The sequence below is a fragment of the Rhodothermales bacterium genome (genome assembly GCA_039944855.1).
Classification (GTDB): Bacteria; Bacteroidota; Rhodothermia; order Rhodothermales; family JANQRZ01; genus JBBSMX01.
In genome coordinates, this window is sequence record JBDUXZ010000011.1 from 71,158 (window position 1) to 86,270 (window position 15,113).

17 protein-coding genes are annotated in these 15,113 nt (G+C 68.2%); 9 read left to right on the plus strand and 8 right to left on the minus strand.

Annotated elements, in window-relative coordinates; all coding sequences use genetic code 11:
• Positions 1-14 precede the first annotated feature (14 nt).
• From ABJF88_06310 to radA, 4 genes are all read right to left on the minus strand, one after another.
• A complete protein-coding gene (locus ABJF88_06310) occupies positions 15-704 on the minus strand; it encodes a hypothetical protein (protein ID MEP0546525.1) in 690 nt (229 codons plus the stop codon).
• Between the two features lie 26 nt (positions 705-730).
• A complete protein-coding gene (locus ABJF88_06315; GenBank protein MEP0546526.1) occupies positions 731-1,822 on the minus strand; it encodes a hypothetical protein in 1,092 nt (363 codons plus the stop codon).
• Between the two features lie 60 nt (positions 1,823-1,882).
• Positions 1,883-2,467 (minus strand): sigma-70 family RNA polymerase sigma factor, encoded by a 585-nt coding sequence (locus ABJF88_06320; GenBank protein MEP0546527.1) that lies wholly within the window; start codon positions 2,465-2,467, stop codon positions 1,883-1,885.
• 588 nt (positions 2,468-3,055) lie between these two features.
• The gene (radA, locus tag ABJF88_06325) at positions 3,056-4,432 is read right to left on the minus strand and encodes a DNA repair protein RadA (protein MEP0546528.1); all 1,377 of its coding nucleotides are present in this window, start codon (positions 4,430-4,432) and stop codon (positions 3,056-3,058) included.
• 142 nt (positions 4,433-4,574) lie between these two features.
• Here radA and ABJF88_06330 point away from each other — a divergent pair, with 142 nt between their 5' ends.
• The 6 genes from ABJF88_06330 to ABJF88_06355 all read left to right on the plus strand — a co-directional run bounded on the left by ABJF88_06330 (position 4,575) and on the right by ABJF88_06355 (position 10,286).
• Positions 4,575-5,342: an ABC transporter permease gene (locus ABJF88_06330; GenBank protein MEP0546529.1), complete on the plus strand. Its 768-nt coding sequence runs from the start codon at positions 4,575-4,577 to the stop codon at positions 5,340-5,342.
• Between the two features lie 71 nt (positions 5,343-5,413).
• Positions 5,414-6,151: an ABC transporter ATP-binding protein gene (locus ABJF88_06335; protein ID MEP0546530.1), complete on the plus strand. Its 738-nt coding sequence runs from the start codon at positions 5,414-5,416 to the stop codon at positions 6,149-6,151.
• Between the two features lie 96 nt (positions 6,152-6,247).
• Positions 6,248-7,201: an MlaD family protein gene (locus ABJF88_06340; protein MEP0546531.1), complete on the plus strand. Its 954-nt coding sequence runs from the start codon at positions 6,248-6,250 to the stop codon at positions 7,199-7,201.
• 154 nt (positions 7,202-7,355) lie between these two features.
• Positions 7,356-8,237: a haloalkane dehalogenase gene (locus ABJF88_06345; protein MEP0546532.1), complete on the plus strand. Its 882-nt coding sequence runs from the start codon at positions 7,356-7,358 to the stop codon at positions 8,235-8,237.
• Between the two features lie 64 nt (positions 8,238-8,301).
• Positions 8,302-8,871 carry an HD domain-containing protein gene (locus ABJF88_06350; protein ID MEP0546533.1) on the plus strand — a complete coding sequence of 190 codons (570 nt, stop codon included), beginning with the start codon at positions 8,302-8,304 and terminating at the stop codon, positions 8,869-8,871.
• Between the two features lie 8 nt (positions 8,872-8,879).
• Positions 8,880-10,286, plus strand: a complete 1,407-nt coding sequence (locus tag ABJF88_06355; protein ID MEP0546534.1) for a DUF445 family protein — start codon at positions 8,880-8,882, stop codon at positions 10,284-10,286.
• 3 nt (positions 10,287-10,289) lie between these two features.
• Here ABJF88_06355 and ABJF88_06360 read toward each other — a convergent pair whose 3' ends face one another.
• Positions 10,290-10,775, minus strand: a complete 486-nt coding sequence (locus ABJF88_06360; protein MEP0546535.1) for a DUF302 domain-containing protein — start codon at positions 10,773-10,775, stop codon at positions 10,290-10,292.
• Between the two features lie 82 nt (positions 10,776-10,857).
• Positions 10,858-11,931, minus strand: a complete 1,074-nt coding sequence (dusB, locus tag ABJF88_06365; GenBank protein MEP0546536.1) for a tRNA dihydrouridine synthase DusB — start codon at positions 11,929-11,931, stop codon at positions 10,858-10,860.
• Positions 11,932-12,065: 134 nt separating this feature from the next.
• Here dusB and ABJF88_06370 point away from each other — a divergent pair, with 134 nt between their 5' ends.
• Both ABJF88_06370 and ABJF88_06375 read left to right on the plus strand, forming a co-directional pair.
• Complete coding sequence (locus ABJF88_06370; protein ID MEP0546537.1) at positions 12,066-12,287, plus strand: hypothetical protein; 222 nt, start codon at positions 12,066-12,068, stop codon at positions 12,285-12,287.
• Between the two features lie 26 nt (positions 12,288-12,313).
• Positions 12,314-12,589: a PLD nuclease N-terminal domain-containing protein gene (locus ABJF88_06375; GenBank protein MEP0546538.1), complete on the plus strand. Its 276-nt coding sequence runs from the start codon at positions 12,314-12,316 to the stop codon at positions 12,587-12,589.
• 71 nt (positions 12,590-12,660) lie between these two features.
• On the opposite strand, the gene crcB is transcribed toward ABJF88_06375, so the two are convergent.
• Complete coding sequence (gene crcB / locus ABJF88_06380; GenBank protein ID MEP0546539.1) at positions 12,661-13,275, minus strand: fluoride efflux transporter CrcB; 615 nt, start codon at positions 13,273-13,275, stop codon at positions 12,661-12,663.
• Between crcB and ABJF88_06385 the strand changes: the two genes are divergently transcribed.
• A complete protein-coding gene (locus tag ABJF88_06385; protein ID MEP0546540.1) occupies positions 13,220-13,948 on the plus strand; it encodes a DUF1223 domain-containing protein in 729 nt (242 codons plus the stop codon). The genes crcB and ABJF88_06385 overlap by 56 nt on opposite strands.
• Here ABJF88_06385 and ABJF88_06390 read toward each other — a convergent pair.
• Complete coding sequence (locus tag ABJF88_06390; GenBank protein MEP0546541.1) at positions 13,934-14,986, minus strand: extracellular solute-binding protein; 1,053 nt, start codon at positions 14,984-14,986, stop codon at positions 13,934-13,936. The two genes, ABJF88_06385 and ABJF88_06390, sit on opposite strands and share 15 nt — an antisense overlap.
• Between the last annotated feature and the right edge of the window lie 127 nt (positions 14,987-15,113).

Below are 15,113 nucleotides of genomic sequence, written 5' to 3' on the forward strand. Positions count from 1 at the left end.
CCGGCGAGAAAGCCTTACTGCCCCGTCAGTTCGCGCATGCGGTGCTGGATGATCTCGTCCCGCATCGCCTCGCGCTCCTGCAGCCGCTGGCGCAGCGCCTGCAGCACCTCCTCCACCTGCTGCGCTTCCTCCCGGCGGTTCTCCTGCTTCAGCTCGAACATCGCTTCGAGCTTCTCGCGGAGTTGCGAGCGGAGCGTTGCCTGATTCGGGACGTTCGGGTTCTGGCGGAGTGTGCGGGCGAGACGGAGCGCTTCGGCTTCCATCTCTCGCTCCCGAATGAGGCGCTCGTAGAGCGCGCGGTCCCGCTCGGAGAGCCCCTGCATGTAGGCCTGCTCGGCCTGCTTGGCGGCCGCTTCGTTCACCGGCTCGGGCCGGGCGAGGGCGAACGCCTGCCGGTCCATGTCCTCCTCCTTGAGCTCCACGAGGCGGTCGCCGTCGAGGGCGTAGAGCCGGCCGTTGAGCCCGATCGCAGGCGCGACCGGCCCGCTGTACTCGAACGACATGCTCATGCCGTCGATGTCGAGCCCCTGCGGGAGCGCACCTGCGGGGAGCGCCTCGCCGTCGTGGTAGACAGCGCCGTTGTGGATCTCTAGCCGGTGGACCTGCGCCTCGGCGGCGCGGCCGACGGCGAAACCGGCCGGGACCTGCGCTTGCACGGTGCCGGCGAGGAGCGCGAGCCCGGTGAAGAGGACGAAACGTGTCATGGTCGGTCGGAAACGTGGGGGAGGGATCAGCGCTGGACGCGCACCTGCATCCAGCCGGTCGCGGCGGGGGTGGAGTCGGGTGCAGCGCCGAGCGAGACGGGCGGCGTGTCCCACCCGAGCCCGGCCTGCGCAGCCTGCATCTCGCGGACGCGGAGGTAGAGCAACTGCAATTCCTCGTCACCATCGGTGAGTGGGAGCGTTTCCTCACTCGCGAGCACGAGCCCGTCGGCGTCCGCCGCCGCATCTGCGAACGAGAATGAGGGAACGGCAGATGGCGCGCTCGCGGGGGGCGCGGTGGCGGGTGCAGCGCGGCGGGCAGACGCGACCTGCACGTCGTCGCTCTCCACGCTCCGGTTCACGGCCGACGGCGGCGGGGCAGCCGAGGCCACGCGCTCCCTCGCCACGTCAGCGGCGGCAGATCCCGACAGCGCCTCGGTCGATGCACCGGCGGGTGCCTCGGCCACGAGCGGTGCCTCATCGGCGGCCGACACGTCGTCTGCGGTTGGCTCTTCGGCTGCGGTTGGCTCTTCGGCTGCGACCTGCTGCTCCGCTTCGAACCGGTCGGCGACGATCTCTTGCGGGGTGGCGGCGTCCTGATTCAGCCAGAGCCCACCGCCGAAGACGAGCACGACGGCGAACACCGCACTCAGCGCCGCGACGACCCGGCGGCGCGTCGGCCGTTCCGCCAGTCGGTCGGCGGCGCGTCCCGTAGTGGCGACGACGGGTGCGGGTCCGGCTGGCGCTGCTGCGGCTGCGACGACAGCGTCGATCACGGAGGCATCGGGCCGCTGGCGCGGGAGGGCGTCGAGGGCCGCTTTCACAGAGGCGAGCGCGGCGGCTTCCGCCTCGGCGCCTTCCGAAACGAGTGGCTCAGGCTTTTCGTCGTAGGCCGCGCGAATCGGACCGAGGGCGGCCGCTCGCGCCGCTTCCCCCGCCGCCGCGACGACGGCGTCGATCACCGACGCATCGGGACGCTGCGGTGGAAGGCGATCCAACGCCGCCTTCGTAGAGGCGAGGGCCTCCAGTTCGATCTCCGATTCGGTCGGAGCGTCGGGGGAATCCCCCTCCGTGCCAGGCACGCCGTAGAGGCGGCGGATGGCGTTCAACTCGTCGTGCATAGTATCGGTGGGATCAAAGGCTGAGCGGTGTGGTGCGGCCGGGGTGGCAGGAGTGCCGGGTTACTTGGCGGCGTTCGGGATGAGGGTCTTGCGGAGGTTGATCAGCGCGTAGCGCATCCGCCCGAGGGCGGTGTTGATGGAGACGTCCGTGATCTCGGCGATCTCGCGGAACGTGAGTTCGGATTCGTGGCGGAGCAGGACGACCTCGCGCTGTTCCGGCGGCAGCTTCTCGATAGCATCGCGGAGTTCCTCCACGCGTTCGGCCGTGTCGAGCAGGACGGTGGCGTCGGGCCCGTCATCGGGGAGCCGCTCAAAGAACGAGGTGCCCTCTTCGTCGCCCGAGTCCACGTCCTGCCACTTCTTGCGGCTGCGGAGGTGATCGAGAGCGGCGTTGCGGGCGATGCGCATCACCCAGCCCAGCCATCGGCCCTGCTTCTCGTACGAGCCCCGGCGCTTCTGCATCGCGGCGATCGCGCGGAGGAAGGTCTCTTGGAAGAGATCGCTCGCCACCTCGCGGTCGCGCACCATCCCCACCAGGTAGCCGAAGATCCGGTCCTGGTGGCGTTCGACGAGGAGGCGGAAGGCCCGCTCATCGCCGTGGTCGATGTAGGCTGCGACGAGGGCTTCGTCTGGCAGGTGCTCCATGCTGCTGGGCGGCGCGGCGCACGCTCGGGTAACGGCAGCCGCGCCGGGGTTATTGTGCGGAGGGAAGCGCGGCGGCGGCACCGCGCGGGGAGGGGTAAAATAGCCGCCGGCCCTATCTACGGGCGACCCATCAAAAATGATCTGCCGAGGGCGCCCCCGAGCAACGGGCCAGCCCACGGATAGTGTCGACGAGCCCCGAAGGTACTGCCGGCGGCTCATCCACCCGAAGCATTCGCCCCCGTGGGCGGTGCCTCTCGTTTCGGCCGTTCGCCGAGTCAGGACAGCACATTACGCTGGCAACAGAACGATAATGTGTACATCTGCGGAACACACCCGGGCCCTTGCCGTCACAGAACCTGCACTTCTTTGACATCGCACCTCCCTGAGACGCCTCGAAGTCTCCCAGTGCCCGAGCCAGGTTCTTCCCGCAGACCCTACTCGATCTAACCGCACTTCACATCTCCAGATGTTCAGGCGTCAAAGAGGGCCCCGCACTTCTGGGCCCGTACTCTGAAGAACGGAAGCCCGGCCGCTCCCCCAGCGGCCGGGCTTCTTTGTGTTTCGTCGCTCTGCTCGGAGGGGCTCCCGCTATTCGAGAACGGCTCCCAGCGCCTGCCCGAGCCGCTCGACGGGCGTGACCTTTAGCCCTTTCGGGAAGCTCGCCCCCTTCCGGTTCGCCTTCGGGATCAGGACCTGCTCGAAGCCGAGCTTCTTCACCTCCGCCACGCGCCCCTCGATCCGGCTCACGGCGCGCACCTCGCCGCCGAGCCCGACCTCGCCGATCACGACCGTGCCCGAGTCCGTCGGCACGTCGCGGAAGGACGACGCCACGGCGAGCGCCACGCCGAGGTCCACGGCGGGCTCTTCGAGCCGGACGCCGCCGGCGACGTTGAGGAACACGTCGTGCTGCGAGAGCCGCATGCCCTCGCGCTTTTCGAGCACGGCGAGGAGGACTTGCAGCCGCTTAGGGTCGAAGCCGGTCGCCGTGCGCTGCGGGGTGCCGTACGAGGTTGGGCTGACGAGAGCCTGGATCTCGACGAGGATCGGCCGCGTCCCCTCCATCGCGCAGACGATGGACGATCCGCTCTGACCGAACTGCCGCTCCGAGAGGAAGATCTCGCTCGGGTTCTCGACCTCGCGCAGCCCGTTCTCGCGCATCTCGAAGAGCCCGATCTCGCCCGACGCGCCGAACCTGTTTTTGACCGTGCGGAGGATGCGGTAGGCGTGGTGCCGGTCACCCTCGAAGTAGACGACGGTGTCGACCATGTGCTCGAGGACGCGCGGCCCGGCAATCGCGCCCGCCTTCGTGACGTGGCCGACGAGGAACGTCGCCGTCGCCATCTGCTTCGTGAGCGTGAGGAGCGCCGCCGTGGACTCGCGGACCTGGCTGACGGAGCCCGGCGCGCTCGTGAGGTCCGGCCGGTAGATCGTCTGGATCGAGTCGATGACCATCACGTCGGGGCCGATCTCTTGCGCGGCGGCGATGATCTCTTCGACGTTGGTCTCGGCGAGGAGGTAAAACTCGCCGGTGTCCACGCCGAGCCGCTGCGCGCGGAGCTTCACCTGCCGCGCCGACTCCTCCCCCGTGACGTAGAGCACGGTGTGGGCCGGGAGGAAGCGCCCGAGCTCCGTCATCAGCGTCGACTTCCCGATGCCGGGGTCGCCGGCGATGAGCGTGAGCGAGCCCATCATGATGCCGCCGCCCATCACGCGGTCAAACTCCTGGAGCCCGGTCACGAGCCGAGGCTGTTCGGCGACTTCGACATCGGTGAGCCGCTGCGCCTTGCCGCCGGTCGAAGCACGGCCAAAGGTCGGGACGATCTGCATCACGGGGGCCTTCACCGCCGAGCGCTCCGTCTCCTCGACGAACGAGTTCCACGCCTCGCACTCGGGGCACTTGCCCATCCAGCGGTGCGCGGTGTGGCCGCAGCCCTGGCAGGTGAATATGGTCTTAGGTTTAGCCATCCCAATCGGTTGAGCTGCGGCCCCTCGACGGTTGCCGGCTACAGGGTGTTCGTGGTAACGAGTATCTTCACGCAACGACGCGACGCGCTGCGGCGTACCGCGCAGCGCAGCGCTCAGTATACACTCGCCCCTGTGACACCCCATGGTCGCGTTCCTCAGGACCCGGACGGAAGACCTCTTCGTCGGCATCGGCCGGTTCGGACTGCTGCTGGGCAGCGCGTTCGGGCAGGTCCGCGATGTCCGGCTCTACTACCGGAACCTCATGGAGCAGTTCGTCCGCGTCGGGATCGACTCGCTCCCGATCGTCGCGCTCGCGTCGGCGTTCACGGGGGCGGTGACGGCGGTGCAGTCGATCTACCAACTCGAAGGCTCGTTCTACCTCCCGAAGACGGCCGTCGGCTCGTTCGTCACGACGAGCGTGATCCTCGAACTCGGTGCGCTCATCGCGGCGTTCATCCTCGCGGGGCGCGTCGGCGCGCGGATCGCGGCGGAGCTGGGGACGATGCGGGTGACGGAGCAGATCGACGCGCTCGAGGCGATGGGGCTGAACTCGGCGAGCTACCTCGTCCTCCCGCGCGTGGTGGCGGGCGTGCTGATGTTTCCGGTGATCTACGTCGTGGCGTGCACCGTGAGCATCCTGACGGGGATGGCCGTGGGCGAGATCAACGGGGCGATCCCGGTGCAGACGTTCATGGACGGCGCACGCTTGCTGTTCCGGCCGTACGACGTGTTCTTCGGCGTCGTGAAGTCGCTCGCCTTCGGGTTCGCGATCACGAGCGTGTCGTGCTTCTACGGCTACTTCACGAGCGGCGGTGCCGAGGGCGTCGGCCGCAGCACGACGCGCGCCACGGTGATGTCGTGCGTGTTCGTCCTCCTCGCCGACTACGTCCTCGCTGTCCTGATGCTTTAGAAGTTTGAGGTTGTGGGTTTGGGGTTCTCTCCTCCTGGCCCCGAATCCATGACCCCTAACCCCCAACCGATGTGATCCAGATCGAGAATCTGTCCAAGAGCTTCGGCGCGGTGCCCGTGCTGCGCGACGTGTCGCTGGAAATCCGCGAGGGCGAGACCTTCGCCGTGATCGGGCGGAGCGGTTCGGGCAAGAGCGTCCTCCTCAAGCACCTCATCGGCCTGCTCAAGCCCGACGCCGGGCGCGTCGTCGTCGACGGCGTGGACCCCAACGCGCTCTCGTACAACGAGCTGCGCCGGCTCCGCCGGAAGTTCGGCGTGCTCTTCCAGGGCGGCGCCCTCTTCGACTCGATGACGGCGCTCGAGAACGTCATCTTCCCGCTCAAGACGTTCGCCCGGCAGTCGAAGGCGGAGAACGTCGAGCGGGCGCGGTGGTGCCTCGACGTCGTCGGGCTGCCGGACGTGGGGCCGAAGAAGCCGAACGAGCTCTCGGGCGGGATGCAGAAGCGCGTTGCCCTCGCCCGCGCGATCGCGCTCGAACCGAAGTACATCCTCTACGACGAGCCCACGAGCGGGCTCGACCCCGAGACGTCGGAGACCATCAACCGCCTCATCACGCACCTCGCCGAGACGCTCGGCGCGACGAGCATCGTCATCACGCACGACATGCACTCCGTCCTCGCCATCGCCGACCGCGCCGGCTACCTCTACGAGGGCCGGATGCACTGGGTCGGGACGATGGAAGACCTGCACTGCTGCGCCGACGAGGCCACGCTCGCCTTCGTGCGAGCGAGCGAATACACCATCGGCTAACGGGCCGTTAGCTGCTGGCTCTTGGCCCTTTCGCCGGCAGCCGAAGCCCCACAACCACCACCAGCCAAAAGCCGACAGCCACAAGCCAACAGTCCTATGCGATTCGGAAATGAACTCAAAGTCGGCGTGGCGATCGTGCTGACGGCCCTCGTCATGTTCTTCGGCATCCGCTACCTCGCCGGACTCTCCGTCTTCGGCTCGGGCTACGAGCTCGTCGCCGTCTTCGACAACACGGACGGGCTGACGTCGGGCAACCCCGTCGATGTCAGCGGCGTGCAGATCGGGACGGTGAAGTCGGTGGCGCTGCTGCCGGGCGCTCGCGAGGCCGAAGTCGTCCTCTCGATCACGAGCGATACGGGCCTCCCGCGCGGCACCGTCGCCCGCGTCGGCGGGATCTCCGCCCTCGGGAACGTCGGCGTGACGCTCGACCCCGGCCCCCTCGGCGCGCCCCCGCTCACCGACGGCGACACGCTCCTCGTCAAGGCGTCGTCGGACCTCATCGGCCTCGTGCAGAACAATGCCGAGCGGCTCTTCGGCAGCGTCGACACGCTTGTCACGGGCGCGGCGGGGACATTCTCGACCGTCGATGACCTCCTCGCGAACCCGGACAGTGACCTCCGCGCGACCCTCGCCGAACTCCGCGGCGCGGCGACGGCGGCGAACCAGCTCCTCGCCTCGCAACGGACGCAGCTCGCGGCGACGGTCGCCAGCCTTCGGCAGACCTCGGAGAGCGTCGGCGCGCTGACGGCTGGCGTGAGCACGTTCGCCGAGGAGAACACGGACTCGCTCGCCGTCACGATCTCCCGGCTCAACCGCGTGCTCGCGAATGTGGACGAGAGCCTCGAAGACTTCGCCTCGACGAGTGCCGAGCTCGACCTCGTCCTCGCCAAGCTCAACAGCGGCCAGGGCACGCTCGGGCTGATGCTGAACGACCCGGCGCTCTATTACAACCTCGATGCCGCGGTGACGAACCTGAACCAGCTCGTCCTCGATTTCCAGGCCGACCCGAAACGCTACCTCAAAGACCTGAAGCTGGTCGACGTGTTTTAGCTCGTCACAAGCCCACCTCCACACTGTCATTGCGAGGAGCGCAGCGACGTGGCAATCTCCCCGCAGAAGCAGGCCGAAGGAGATTGCTTCGCTGCGCTCGCAATAACAAGTTGCTTTGGATTAGGCACCCTCCGCAGCGACAACTCGCACACTCATGGACCTCCTCCGCACGCCCGCCGCACGCTTCGACGACCTGCCGGATTATCCCTTCGCTCCGCACTGGGCCGAAGTGGATGGGATGCGGGTGCACTACGTGGACGAGGGCGAGGGCAAGCCCGTGCTGCTCCTCCACGGCGAGCCGACGTGGTCCTACCTCTACCGCACGATGATCCCGGTGCTGACGGACGCCGGGCTCCGCGCCGTCGCGCCGGACCTGCCCGGCTTTGGGAAGTCAGACAAGCCAGCGCGCATTGAGGACTATTCGTACGCCCGGCTCGTCGGGTGGATGGCGGAGTGGATGGACGCCGTCGACCTGCCGCCCGTGACGCTCGTCTGCCAGGACTGGGGCTCGCTCATCGGGCTCCGCCTCGTCGCCGAGCGCCCGGACCGCTTCGCCCGCGTCGTCGTCGCGAACGGGTTTTTGCCGACGGGCGGCGAGCAGATCCCGCCGGTGTTCAAGCTGTGGCAGGCGTTCGCCATCTACAGCCCGTGGTTCCCGACGGGATGGATCGTGCAGGCCGGCTGCCGCCGCTGGCTCGACCCCGCCGTCCGCGCCGCCTACGACGCGCCGTTCCCCGACCGCTCGTACGAGGCCGGCGCCCGCACCCTCCCCCGCCTCGTCCCCACCGCGCCCGATGACCCCGCCACGGCCGACAACCTCCGCGCGTGGGAGGCGCTGGAGCGGTTCGACAAGCCGTTCCTCACCGCCTTCGCGACGGGCGACCCGATCTTCCGCGGCACCGACCGCATCCTCCAACGCCGCATCCCCGGTGCCGCCGGACAGCCGCACACGCACATCCACGGCGCCGGCCACTTCGTTCAAGAGGACAAAGGCCCCGAACTCGCCCGCGTCGTCGCGGACTTCGTCCGGTCGTGAGTTGGAGGTTATAGGTTGTGGGTTTTGTGTTCCCTTTCCTTCGCACCGCGCTTACCCCAAACCCATGGCCTCGAACCCCCAACCGACTTACGACGACGCCCTCGCCCTTTTCCACACGTGGACGGAGACCGACAGCCTCCGCCGCCACGCCTACGCCGTCGAGGCCGCGATGGCCGAATACGCCGAGCGCTTCGGGGCAGACGTCGAGCGGTGGCGGATCGCGGGGCTGCTGCACGACATGGACTATGAGAAGCACCCCTCGCCGGAGGAGCATCCGTTCGTCGGCGTAAAAGAACTGGAAGCGCGGGGCTATGACGACGAGATCCGCACGGCGATCCTCGGCCACGCGCAATACTCCGGCGTACCGCGCGAGAGCCCGATGGCGAAGACGCTCTTCGCCGTCGACGAGCTCGCCGGGTTCATCACCGCCGTCGGCTACGTCCGCCCGACGGGGCTCGACGGGCTGACGCCGAAGTCGGTGAAGAAGAAGCTGAAGGACAAAGGCTTCGCCGCCGCCGTCAGCCGCGACGACATCGCACAAGGTGTGGAGGAACTAGGCGTTGGCCTCGACGAGCACATCGCGACGGTGATTTCTGGGATGCAGCGGGAAGCCAAACGGCTCGGGTTCGCGTAAGAGCCCCCATGCCTCCTCCCGACGACGTACCCAAGAAGCAGCGCCGCCTCACGCCCGTCCCCGGCGTGATCGACCCCGCTGACCTCGATTTCGACGAAGTCGACGCGCCGGGCGAGGCCGAGAAGCCCGCTGCCGCATCGCCCCCCACCGTTACGAAGCCGGAGAGTGCGAGCGCCTCGGCGAGCGAAGGCGTAGCCCCCGACGACGCGACACCTGACGATGCGGCCTCCGGCACCGACACAGTCTCCGCCGACACGCCGGGCGACGGCCGCGCCCACACGATTCCCGAGGCAAAAGCCGTCACGAAACGGCGCGCGCACGACCTCGGGCTCCTCCTCGCGCGCTACGTCCGCCGCCACCTCCCGGTGCGCGCGCCGGCCGCCCCGCACGTCGTCCCCGAGCCTCCGAAACTGAAAGGGCGACTCGCGCAGATCCTGCCGATCATGCAGACGATCCCGTGGCTGCTCGGGGTCGTCTTCGCCGTGTCGTTCGTGTGGGACTTCCCCGGCGCGAGCGTCGACCTCTTTGGCCGCGCGCTCCCCATCGAGGGCTTGCTCCGCATCCTCTCCGTCAGCGGGCTCATCGGGTTCGCGACGAACTGGCTGGCGATCACGATGCTGTTCCAGCCGCGTGAGAAGCGGCCCATCGTGCCGCAGGGGCTGATCCCGGCGCAGCGCGAGCGCGTCATCTTCCGGCTCGCGCAGGCGATCTCGCAGGAGTTGATCAACGAGGAGATCATCAAGCAGAAAATCGAGGAGAGCGGGGCGATCCGGAAGTACCGCGAGCAGGCCGTCGGCGTGCTGAAGTCGGTCGTCGAAGACCCGGAGTTTCGGGGCGAGTTGAAGGCGCTCACGACGGTCTACGTCGAGAGCGTGCTGGGCTCGGAGGAGATGCGCGACAAGCTGACGAAGCTCGCCATGGAGAAGATCGAGTCGTACGCCGGGCAGGGGCTCGGCGGCTTCGCGCTCAAGGCCTACCGCGCCGTCAACGAGGACGCCTTCCAGCGCAGCATCGCCCGCGCCGTCCGCGAGATCCCCGGCGCGCTCGACCCCGTCCTCGACCGGCTCGACGTGATGCTCGACCTGGTGCCGGAGAAGGTGGAGGCGCGGAGCGAGCAGATCGAGACGTTCGCCACCAAAACCGTCCTCGGCTTCGTCGAACGACTCGACGTGTACAGCATGATCGTCGAGAACGCGCGCGGCTTCGACGAGGCGCAGCTCGAGAATCTCCTCAAGAAGACATCGAACGAGCAGCTCAACTACATCAAGTACCTCGGGGGCATCCTCGGCGTCATCGGCGGCTTCGTGATCTGGGAGCCCGTCCTCGCCCTCGTCGTCCTCACCGCGTTCACCCTCGGCCTGTGGGGGCTAGACGAAGCGCTCTACCGCCTCCGGCGCTCCGACGCGCCGGCCTGATCGCTACCGCCCGGCCGCCGTGCGCGCGAGCGTGGAGAGCAAGCCGTTGATCGCGTCGAGCCGGTCACGCTGCCCGTCGAGCCCGTGGCGCTGGGCAAGGTAGTGCGGGCTGTTGTACGCGACGACGGCGCGGCCGTCCGCCCCTTCGTAGACCAGCATCTTCTGCGGGAGGTCGATGGCGAGCGTGGGCGCGGCCTGCATCAGCGGCGTGCCGGCGTTCGGGTTGCCGAAGACGAGCACGCGCGTCGGGCGGAGGCTCAGCCCCGCACGCTCGGCGTTCGCCGCATGGTCGAACTCGGCGAAGAGCGTGAGGTCGGGGTTCGAGCCGACGGCTTGCCGGAGCCGGGCGAACGTCGTCTCCACGTCCGCGTCGCTCTCGACCGTGATGAGGCTCATCGTGAGGAAGTCCACCTCGACGGGCTGGGTGCCGGCGCAGCCGACGAGCGTGACGATGAAGAGGGCGAGCGCGAGGGGCGTGAGGCGGTTCATAGCAGCAGGAAGATGGGAGAAGGGAACGGCTCCCATACGCTCGACCGAACCGGAGGATCTGCCTGCACCTAGCTTGGCTCCGCTACACCTCAGCCGCTTCGCGGCTCGGGCGCGGCAGGTTCGCGGCGACCTTCTTCGGCAGCCGCGCCGGCTTCACCGCCCGCGCGACGGCCACCTGCACCTCGGGCTCGTCCTCGCGGAAGTTGAGCAGCACCTCGAGCACGCCGTCCAGCTCGCTCTGCTCCATCAGCAGCATCCGCAGCTTGCTCGCGTTGCGGAGGCCCTTGAAGTAGCCGCCGTACATCCGCCGCATCTCCAGTACGCCCTTCCGCTCCTCCAGCCACTCGCACTTAAGCTGCAGGTGCTCGGCGACGACCCCGACACGCTCGTCCCAACTCGGCGGGTCGGGCACCTCGCCGGTGTCGAGGAAGGCACGGGCGTCGCGGAAGACCCACGGGTTGCCGATGGCGCCGCGCCCGATCATCACGCCGTCCACGCCGGTCTCGTCGAACATCGCCTTGATGCGGTGCGGGTCGTAGGCGTCGCCGTTGCCGAAGAACGGGATGTCGCGGACGCCCTCTTCTTTGATCCGGCGGAGCCACTCCCAGCGCGCCTCGCCCTTGTACATCTGCGAGCGCGTGCGGGCGTGGACGGCGAGCGCGGCGACGCCCGTCTCTTCGAGCATCCGCGCCACGTCGAGGATCTGGATCGAGTGGTCGTCCCAGCCCAGCCGGGTTTTGACGGTGACCGGCCGCGTGGCCTCTTCGATCACGGCGGCGGTGATGGCCTGCATCTTCGGCAGATTGCGCAGGATGCCCGCGCCGCCGTCCTTACAGACGACCTTCTTGACCGGGCACCCGAAGTTGATGTCAATAATGTCCGGCCCGGCCGCATCGACAATGCGCGTCGCCTCGCGGACCTGGTCGATCTCGCCGCCGAAGATCTGGATGCCGAGCGGGCGCTCCTGCTCGTAGAAATCGAGCTTGCGGACGCTGCCCTCGGCGCCATAGGTCAGGCCGCCGGACGAGATGAACTCGGTGTAGAGGAGGTCCGCGCCGTACCGCTTGCAGAGGATGCGGAACGGCGGGTCGCTCACGTCCTCCATCGGGGCGAGGAGGAGCGGACGGTCGGGAAGCTGGATGGGGCCGATGTTCATCGAGAGGCGCGGCGGGCGGAAGCGGGCTGTACCGAACGGATCACGGTTATCCCGCCCTCCTGTTCCGCCTCCGTTGTAACCTCACGGAGGGCGCATCGTACGACAGAGCGACTTTTCACCCTCCGCGCCGCCCAATGATCACCGCTCTCGCCCTCGTCTCGCTCGTCACGACTGTGCTGCTCACGGCTCTCGCCGTGCTCAACGGCATCCTCGCCCTGCTCGCCACGATCTCCGTGTGGAAGGCGTACCTCGTGCTCGGGACGAAGGTGCTGCTGACGGTGCTCATTTGCATCCCCGTCGTCGGGATCCTGATCTACCTGTTCTGGGGCCAGCGCAAGGTGCGCGAAGCCCACTGACCCTCACCCACAGACCTCCCCTCGCCATGCCCCTGATCCGACGCTTCCAGACGGCCGCTCCTCTCGCTGTGCTCAGCCTCCTCGCGCTCCTGCTCGCCGGCTGCGCCGGAGGCAACCTCATTGAGCTGATCGGGCGACCGTGGGCGTGGGGACCGTGTACCCTCATCATCGTCATCCTCGACATCGTCGCGCTCGTCGGGCTGTGGCAGAGCGGGCGGAGCACGGGCGACAAAGTGCTGTGGACGCTGCTGATCGTCTTCTTCCCCGTCGGCGGGCTGATCCTCTACTACCTCTTCGCCTGAGCCCGATGCCGCGAGGCTCCCGGCCGGCTGACGTTATCGTCGGCCGGCTTTTTTTATGGGACCGTCACCGTTCACACCCACTGCCGCCCGACCCACAGCCCGAGCCCCGCGAAGACGAGGCCCGCCACGACGCTGAGCCCCACGTTCACGAGCGCCCACCCCGGCCGGCCGCTCTCCCACAGGGCGAGCGTGTCGAGGCTGAACGTGGAGAACGTGGTGAACGAGCCGAGGAAGCCGATGACGAGCGCGACCCGGAGGCCCTCCATCCCCCCCGTTCTCGTTATCACGAGTGGAACGACGAACCCGATCAGGAACGACCCCAGCAGATTCACCACCCACGTCCCGACGGGCAACCCGCCCCCCCAGAACCGTACGGCAGCAAGACCGACGCCATACCGAGCTGTCGCGCCGAGCGCGCCCCCTACCGCAACGAGAAACAGGTGAGAGAGCACGGGGGTTACGTGAGTTACAGAGATGTAATGCCGCGCACACGGCGGCGCGCCTATTATACAGAGCCGACGCCGAACCGAGATACCCGATCTCCATTGCACACGATCTATGAAAGTTGTCGCCCCACTCGGCCTGGCTCTATTCGCTCTGCTCGTCGGATTACTGAGCGTCCGTCTCGCTTTGCCTACCCCTACGATTGAGACTCCCTTAGCGGCGATCGCACCGGCCGCGTCCATCGCACTCCCAGCTGCCGCACCCGTCGCCGTCGTAGAGCTGTTCACCTCGGAGGGCTGTTCCTCCTGCCCGCCGGCGGACCGCCTGCTGCTCGACTTCGCCGAGCGCTCGGACGACCGCCTCTACCCGCTCGCCTTCCACGTGGACTACTGGAACCGGCTCGGGTGGACTGACCCGTTCAGCGACGAGGCGTACTCGCAACGTCAGCGGGCGTACGCTCGGGTCATCGGGTCCGGCCGTGTGTACACGCCGCAAATGATCGTCAACGGGCGCACCGAGTTCGTGGGGTCGCGCCGAGCACAGGCGGAGCAGGCGCTCCAACGCGCGCTAGAGCGCCCGGCCCGCACCACTATTGACCTGACCGGCTCACTGGAAGGCCGAACAGTCGAGATCGCCTATGCAGTCAAGGGCGCGCCGGAGGGAACGGTGCTGAACCTCGCCCTCGTGCAACAGCGGGCCGAGCAAGACGTGCCACGCGGAGAGAACGCGGGCCGCACGCTCTACCATGCGAACGTGGTCCGAGCCTTCGAAACGGTATCCGACGGAGCGGGCGTGCAGCGACTCGCACTACCGCGCGGGCTGCGGGCCGAGGACGCCGCCGTCATCGGCTACGCCCAACTCCCGGCGACGATGGAGATCGTCGGCGCCGCCCGCGTGCAGCTAGTCGGCGACTGATTCTGCGGAGGCTTCGGCGGGGTGCGCCTGGAGGTACTCGCTCCCCCGGCCTTTTACGTTCTCGTCCCACCGTTGCATCCAGTCCGCGCCCTCATCGGCGAGGAGGTCCCAGTCTACCCCGAGCGGGCGGATGTCGACACGCATCCACTCGGGCAGCGCGTCCGGGGCGATGTCCGTGCGGACGGGGATCCGGTGGAACTGCTCGGCCTGCTCGACGAGCGCCTCGCGCGAGGTGACGAACTCGTAGAACTGCTTCGCCCGCTCCGGATTCGGCGCTCCCTTGACGAGTGCAATCGCATCGACGAGCACGGGCGTGCCCTCGGCGGGGATGACCCACGAGAACGGATAGCCGAGGTCGTGGCTCTGGAGGTAGGCGTCGGGGAGGTTCCAGAGGGTGATGTCGCCCTCACCGCGCGCGAGCGAGAGGTAGAGCTGCGTCGGGTTGGCGGCGTACGTCTTCGTGTTCTCGTCGAGCCGGGCGAGCCAGCGGAACCCCTCCTCCACGCTCGACTGCCGCTGGATCATCGCACCGAAGATGGTCCGCATCGTCCCCGAGCCGAGCGGGGAGCGCACGAGCACGCGGTCGGCGAATCGCGGGTCGAGGAGATCGTCCCACCGCTGCGGCACATCCGTCGAGTCCACGGCGTCGTGGTTGTACATGATCACCTCGGGCGTGCGGTACGTGCCGTACCACCGGTGCTGCGAGTCCCTCGCCTCGGCGGGCACGGCGTCGGCCCACGTAGGCATGTAAGGTTCGAGCAGGCCCTGCTTCGCTGCCTTCGCGAACATCGTCTGCGGCGCGCCCCACCAGAGGCTAGCCTGCGGATTCGTCACCTCCGTCCGCACCCGGTCGTAGGCCTCCTGGCTGCCCATGTCGAGCCACTGCACGTCCACCTCGGGATGCTCGCGCTCGAACGCGTCCTCGTACGCTCCGAGGAGTTCTTTGCCGTGCGGCGAATAGATGACGAGGGTCTCCCGGTCGTCGCCGCAGCCGGCGAGAGAGAGCAGCAGGGCGAGCAGAACGAGCGGACGGGCCATCGGCGGGGCAGTGGGTGAGGGCGCAAGATAGGCGGCCGACCCTGATTCGTGGTGCCCGGCCGCGCGCGAGCGGTCTAGCACGAAGCGCCGCCCCCCGCCGTTCCCCACAGCACGGCCGCCCGAGCGC

What these genes read in the sequence shown, in the direction of transcription:
- ABJF88_06310 (MEP0546525.1), bottom strand. Translation starts at nt 704, where the DNA reads ATGACACGTTTCGTCCTCTTCACCGGGCTCGCGCTCCTCGCCGGCACC.
- ABJF88_06315 (MEP0546526.1), bottom strand. Translation starts at nt 1,822, where the DNA reads ATGCACGACGAGTTGAACGCCATCCGCCGCCTCTACGGCGTGCCTGGC.
- ABJF88_06320 (MEP0546527.1), bottom strand. Translation starts at nt 2,467, where the DNA reads ATGGAGCACCTGCCAGACGAAGCCCTCGTCGCAGCCTACATCGACCAC.
- radA (MEP0546528.1), bottom strand. Translation starts at nt 4,432, where the DNA reads ATGGCTAAACCTAAGACCATATTCACCTGCCAGGGCTGCGGCCACACC.
- ABJF88_06330 (MEP0546529.1), top strand. Translation starts at nt 4,575, where the DNA reads ATGGTCGCGTTCCTCAGGACCCGGACGGAAGACCTCTTCGTCGGCATC.
- ABJF88_06340 (MEP0546531.1), top strand. Translation starts at nt 6,248, where the DNA reads ATGCGATTCGGAAATGAACTCAAAGTCGGCGTGGCGATCGTGCTGACG.
- ABJF88_06345 (MEP0546532.1), top strand. Translation starts at nt 7,356, where the DNA reads ATGGACCTCCTCCGCACGCCCGCCGCACGCTTCGACGACCTGCCGGAT.
- ABJF88_06350 (MEP0546533.1), top strand. Translation starts at nt 8,302, where the DNA reads ATGGCCTCGAACCCCCAACCGACTTACGACGACGCCCTCGCCCTTTTC.
- ABJF88_06355 (MEP0546534.1), top strand. Translation starts at nt 8,880, where the DNA reads ATGCCTCCTCCCGACGACGTACCCAAGAAGCAGCGCCGCCTCACGCCC.
- ABJF88_06360 (MEP0546535.1), bottom strand. Translation starts at nt 10,775, where the DNA reads ATGAACCGCCTCACGCCCCTCGCGCTCGCCCTCTTCATCGTCACGCTC.
- dusB (MEP0546536.1), bottom strand. Translation starts at nt 11,931, where the DNA reads ATGAACATCGGCCCCATCCAGCTTCCCGACCGTCCGCTCCTCCTCGCC.
- ABJF88_06370 (MEP0546537.1), top strand. Translation starts at nt 12,066, where the DNA reads ATGATCACCGCTCTCGCCCTCGTCTCGCTCGTCACGACTGTGCTGCTC.
- ABJF88_06375 (MEP0546538.1), top strand. Translation starts at nt 12,314, where the DNA reads ATGCCCCTGATCCGACGCTTCCAGACGGCCGCTCCTCTCGCTGTGCTC.
- crcB (MEP0546539.1), bottom strand. Translation starts at nt 13,275, where the DNA reads ATGGACGCGGCCGGTGCGATCGCCGCTAAGGGAGTCTCAATCGTAGGG.
- ABJF88_06390 (MEP0546541.1), bottom strand. Translation starts at nt 14,986, where the DNA reads ATGGCCCGTCCGCTCGTTCTGCTCGCCCTGCTGCTCTCTCTCGCCGGC.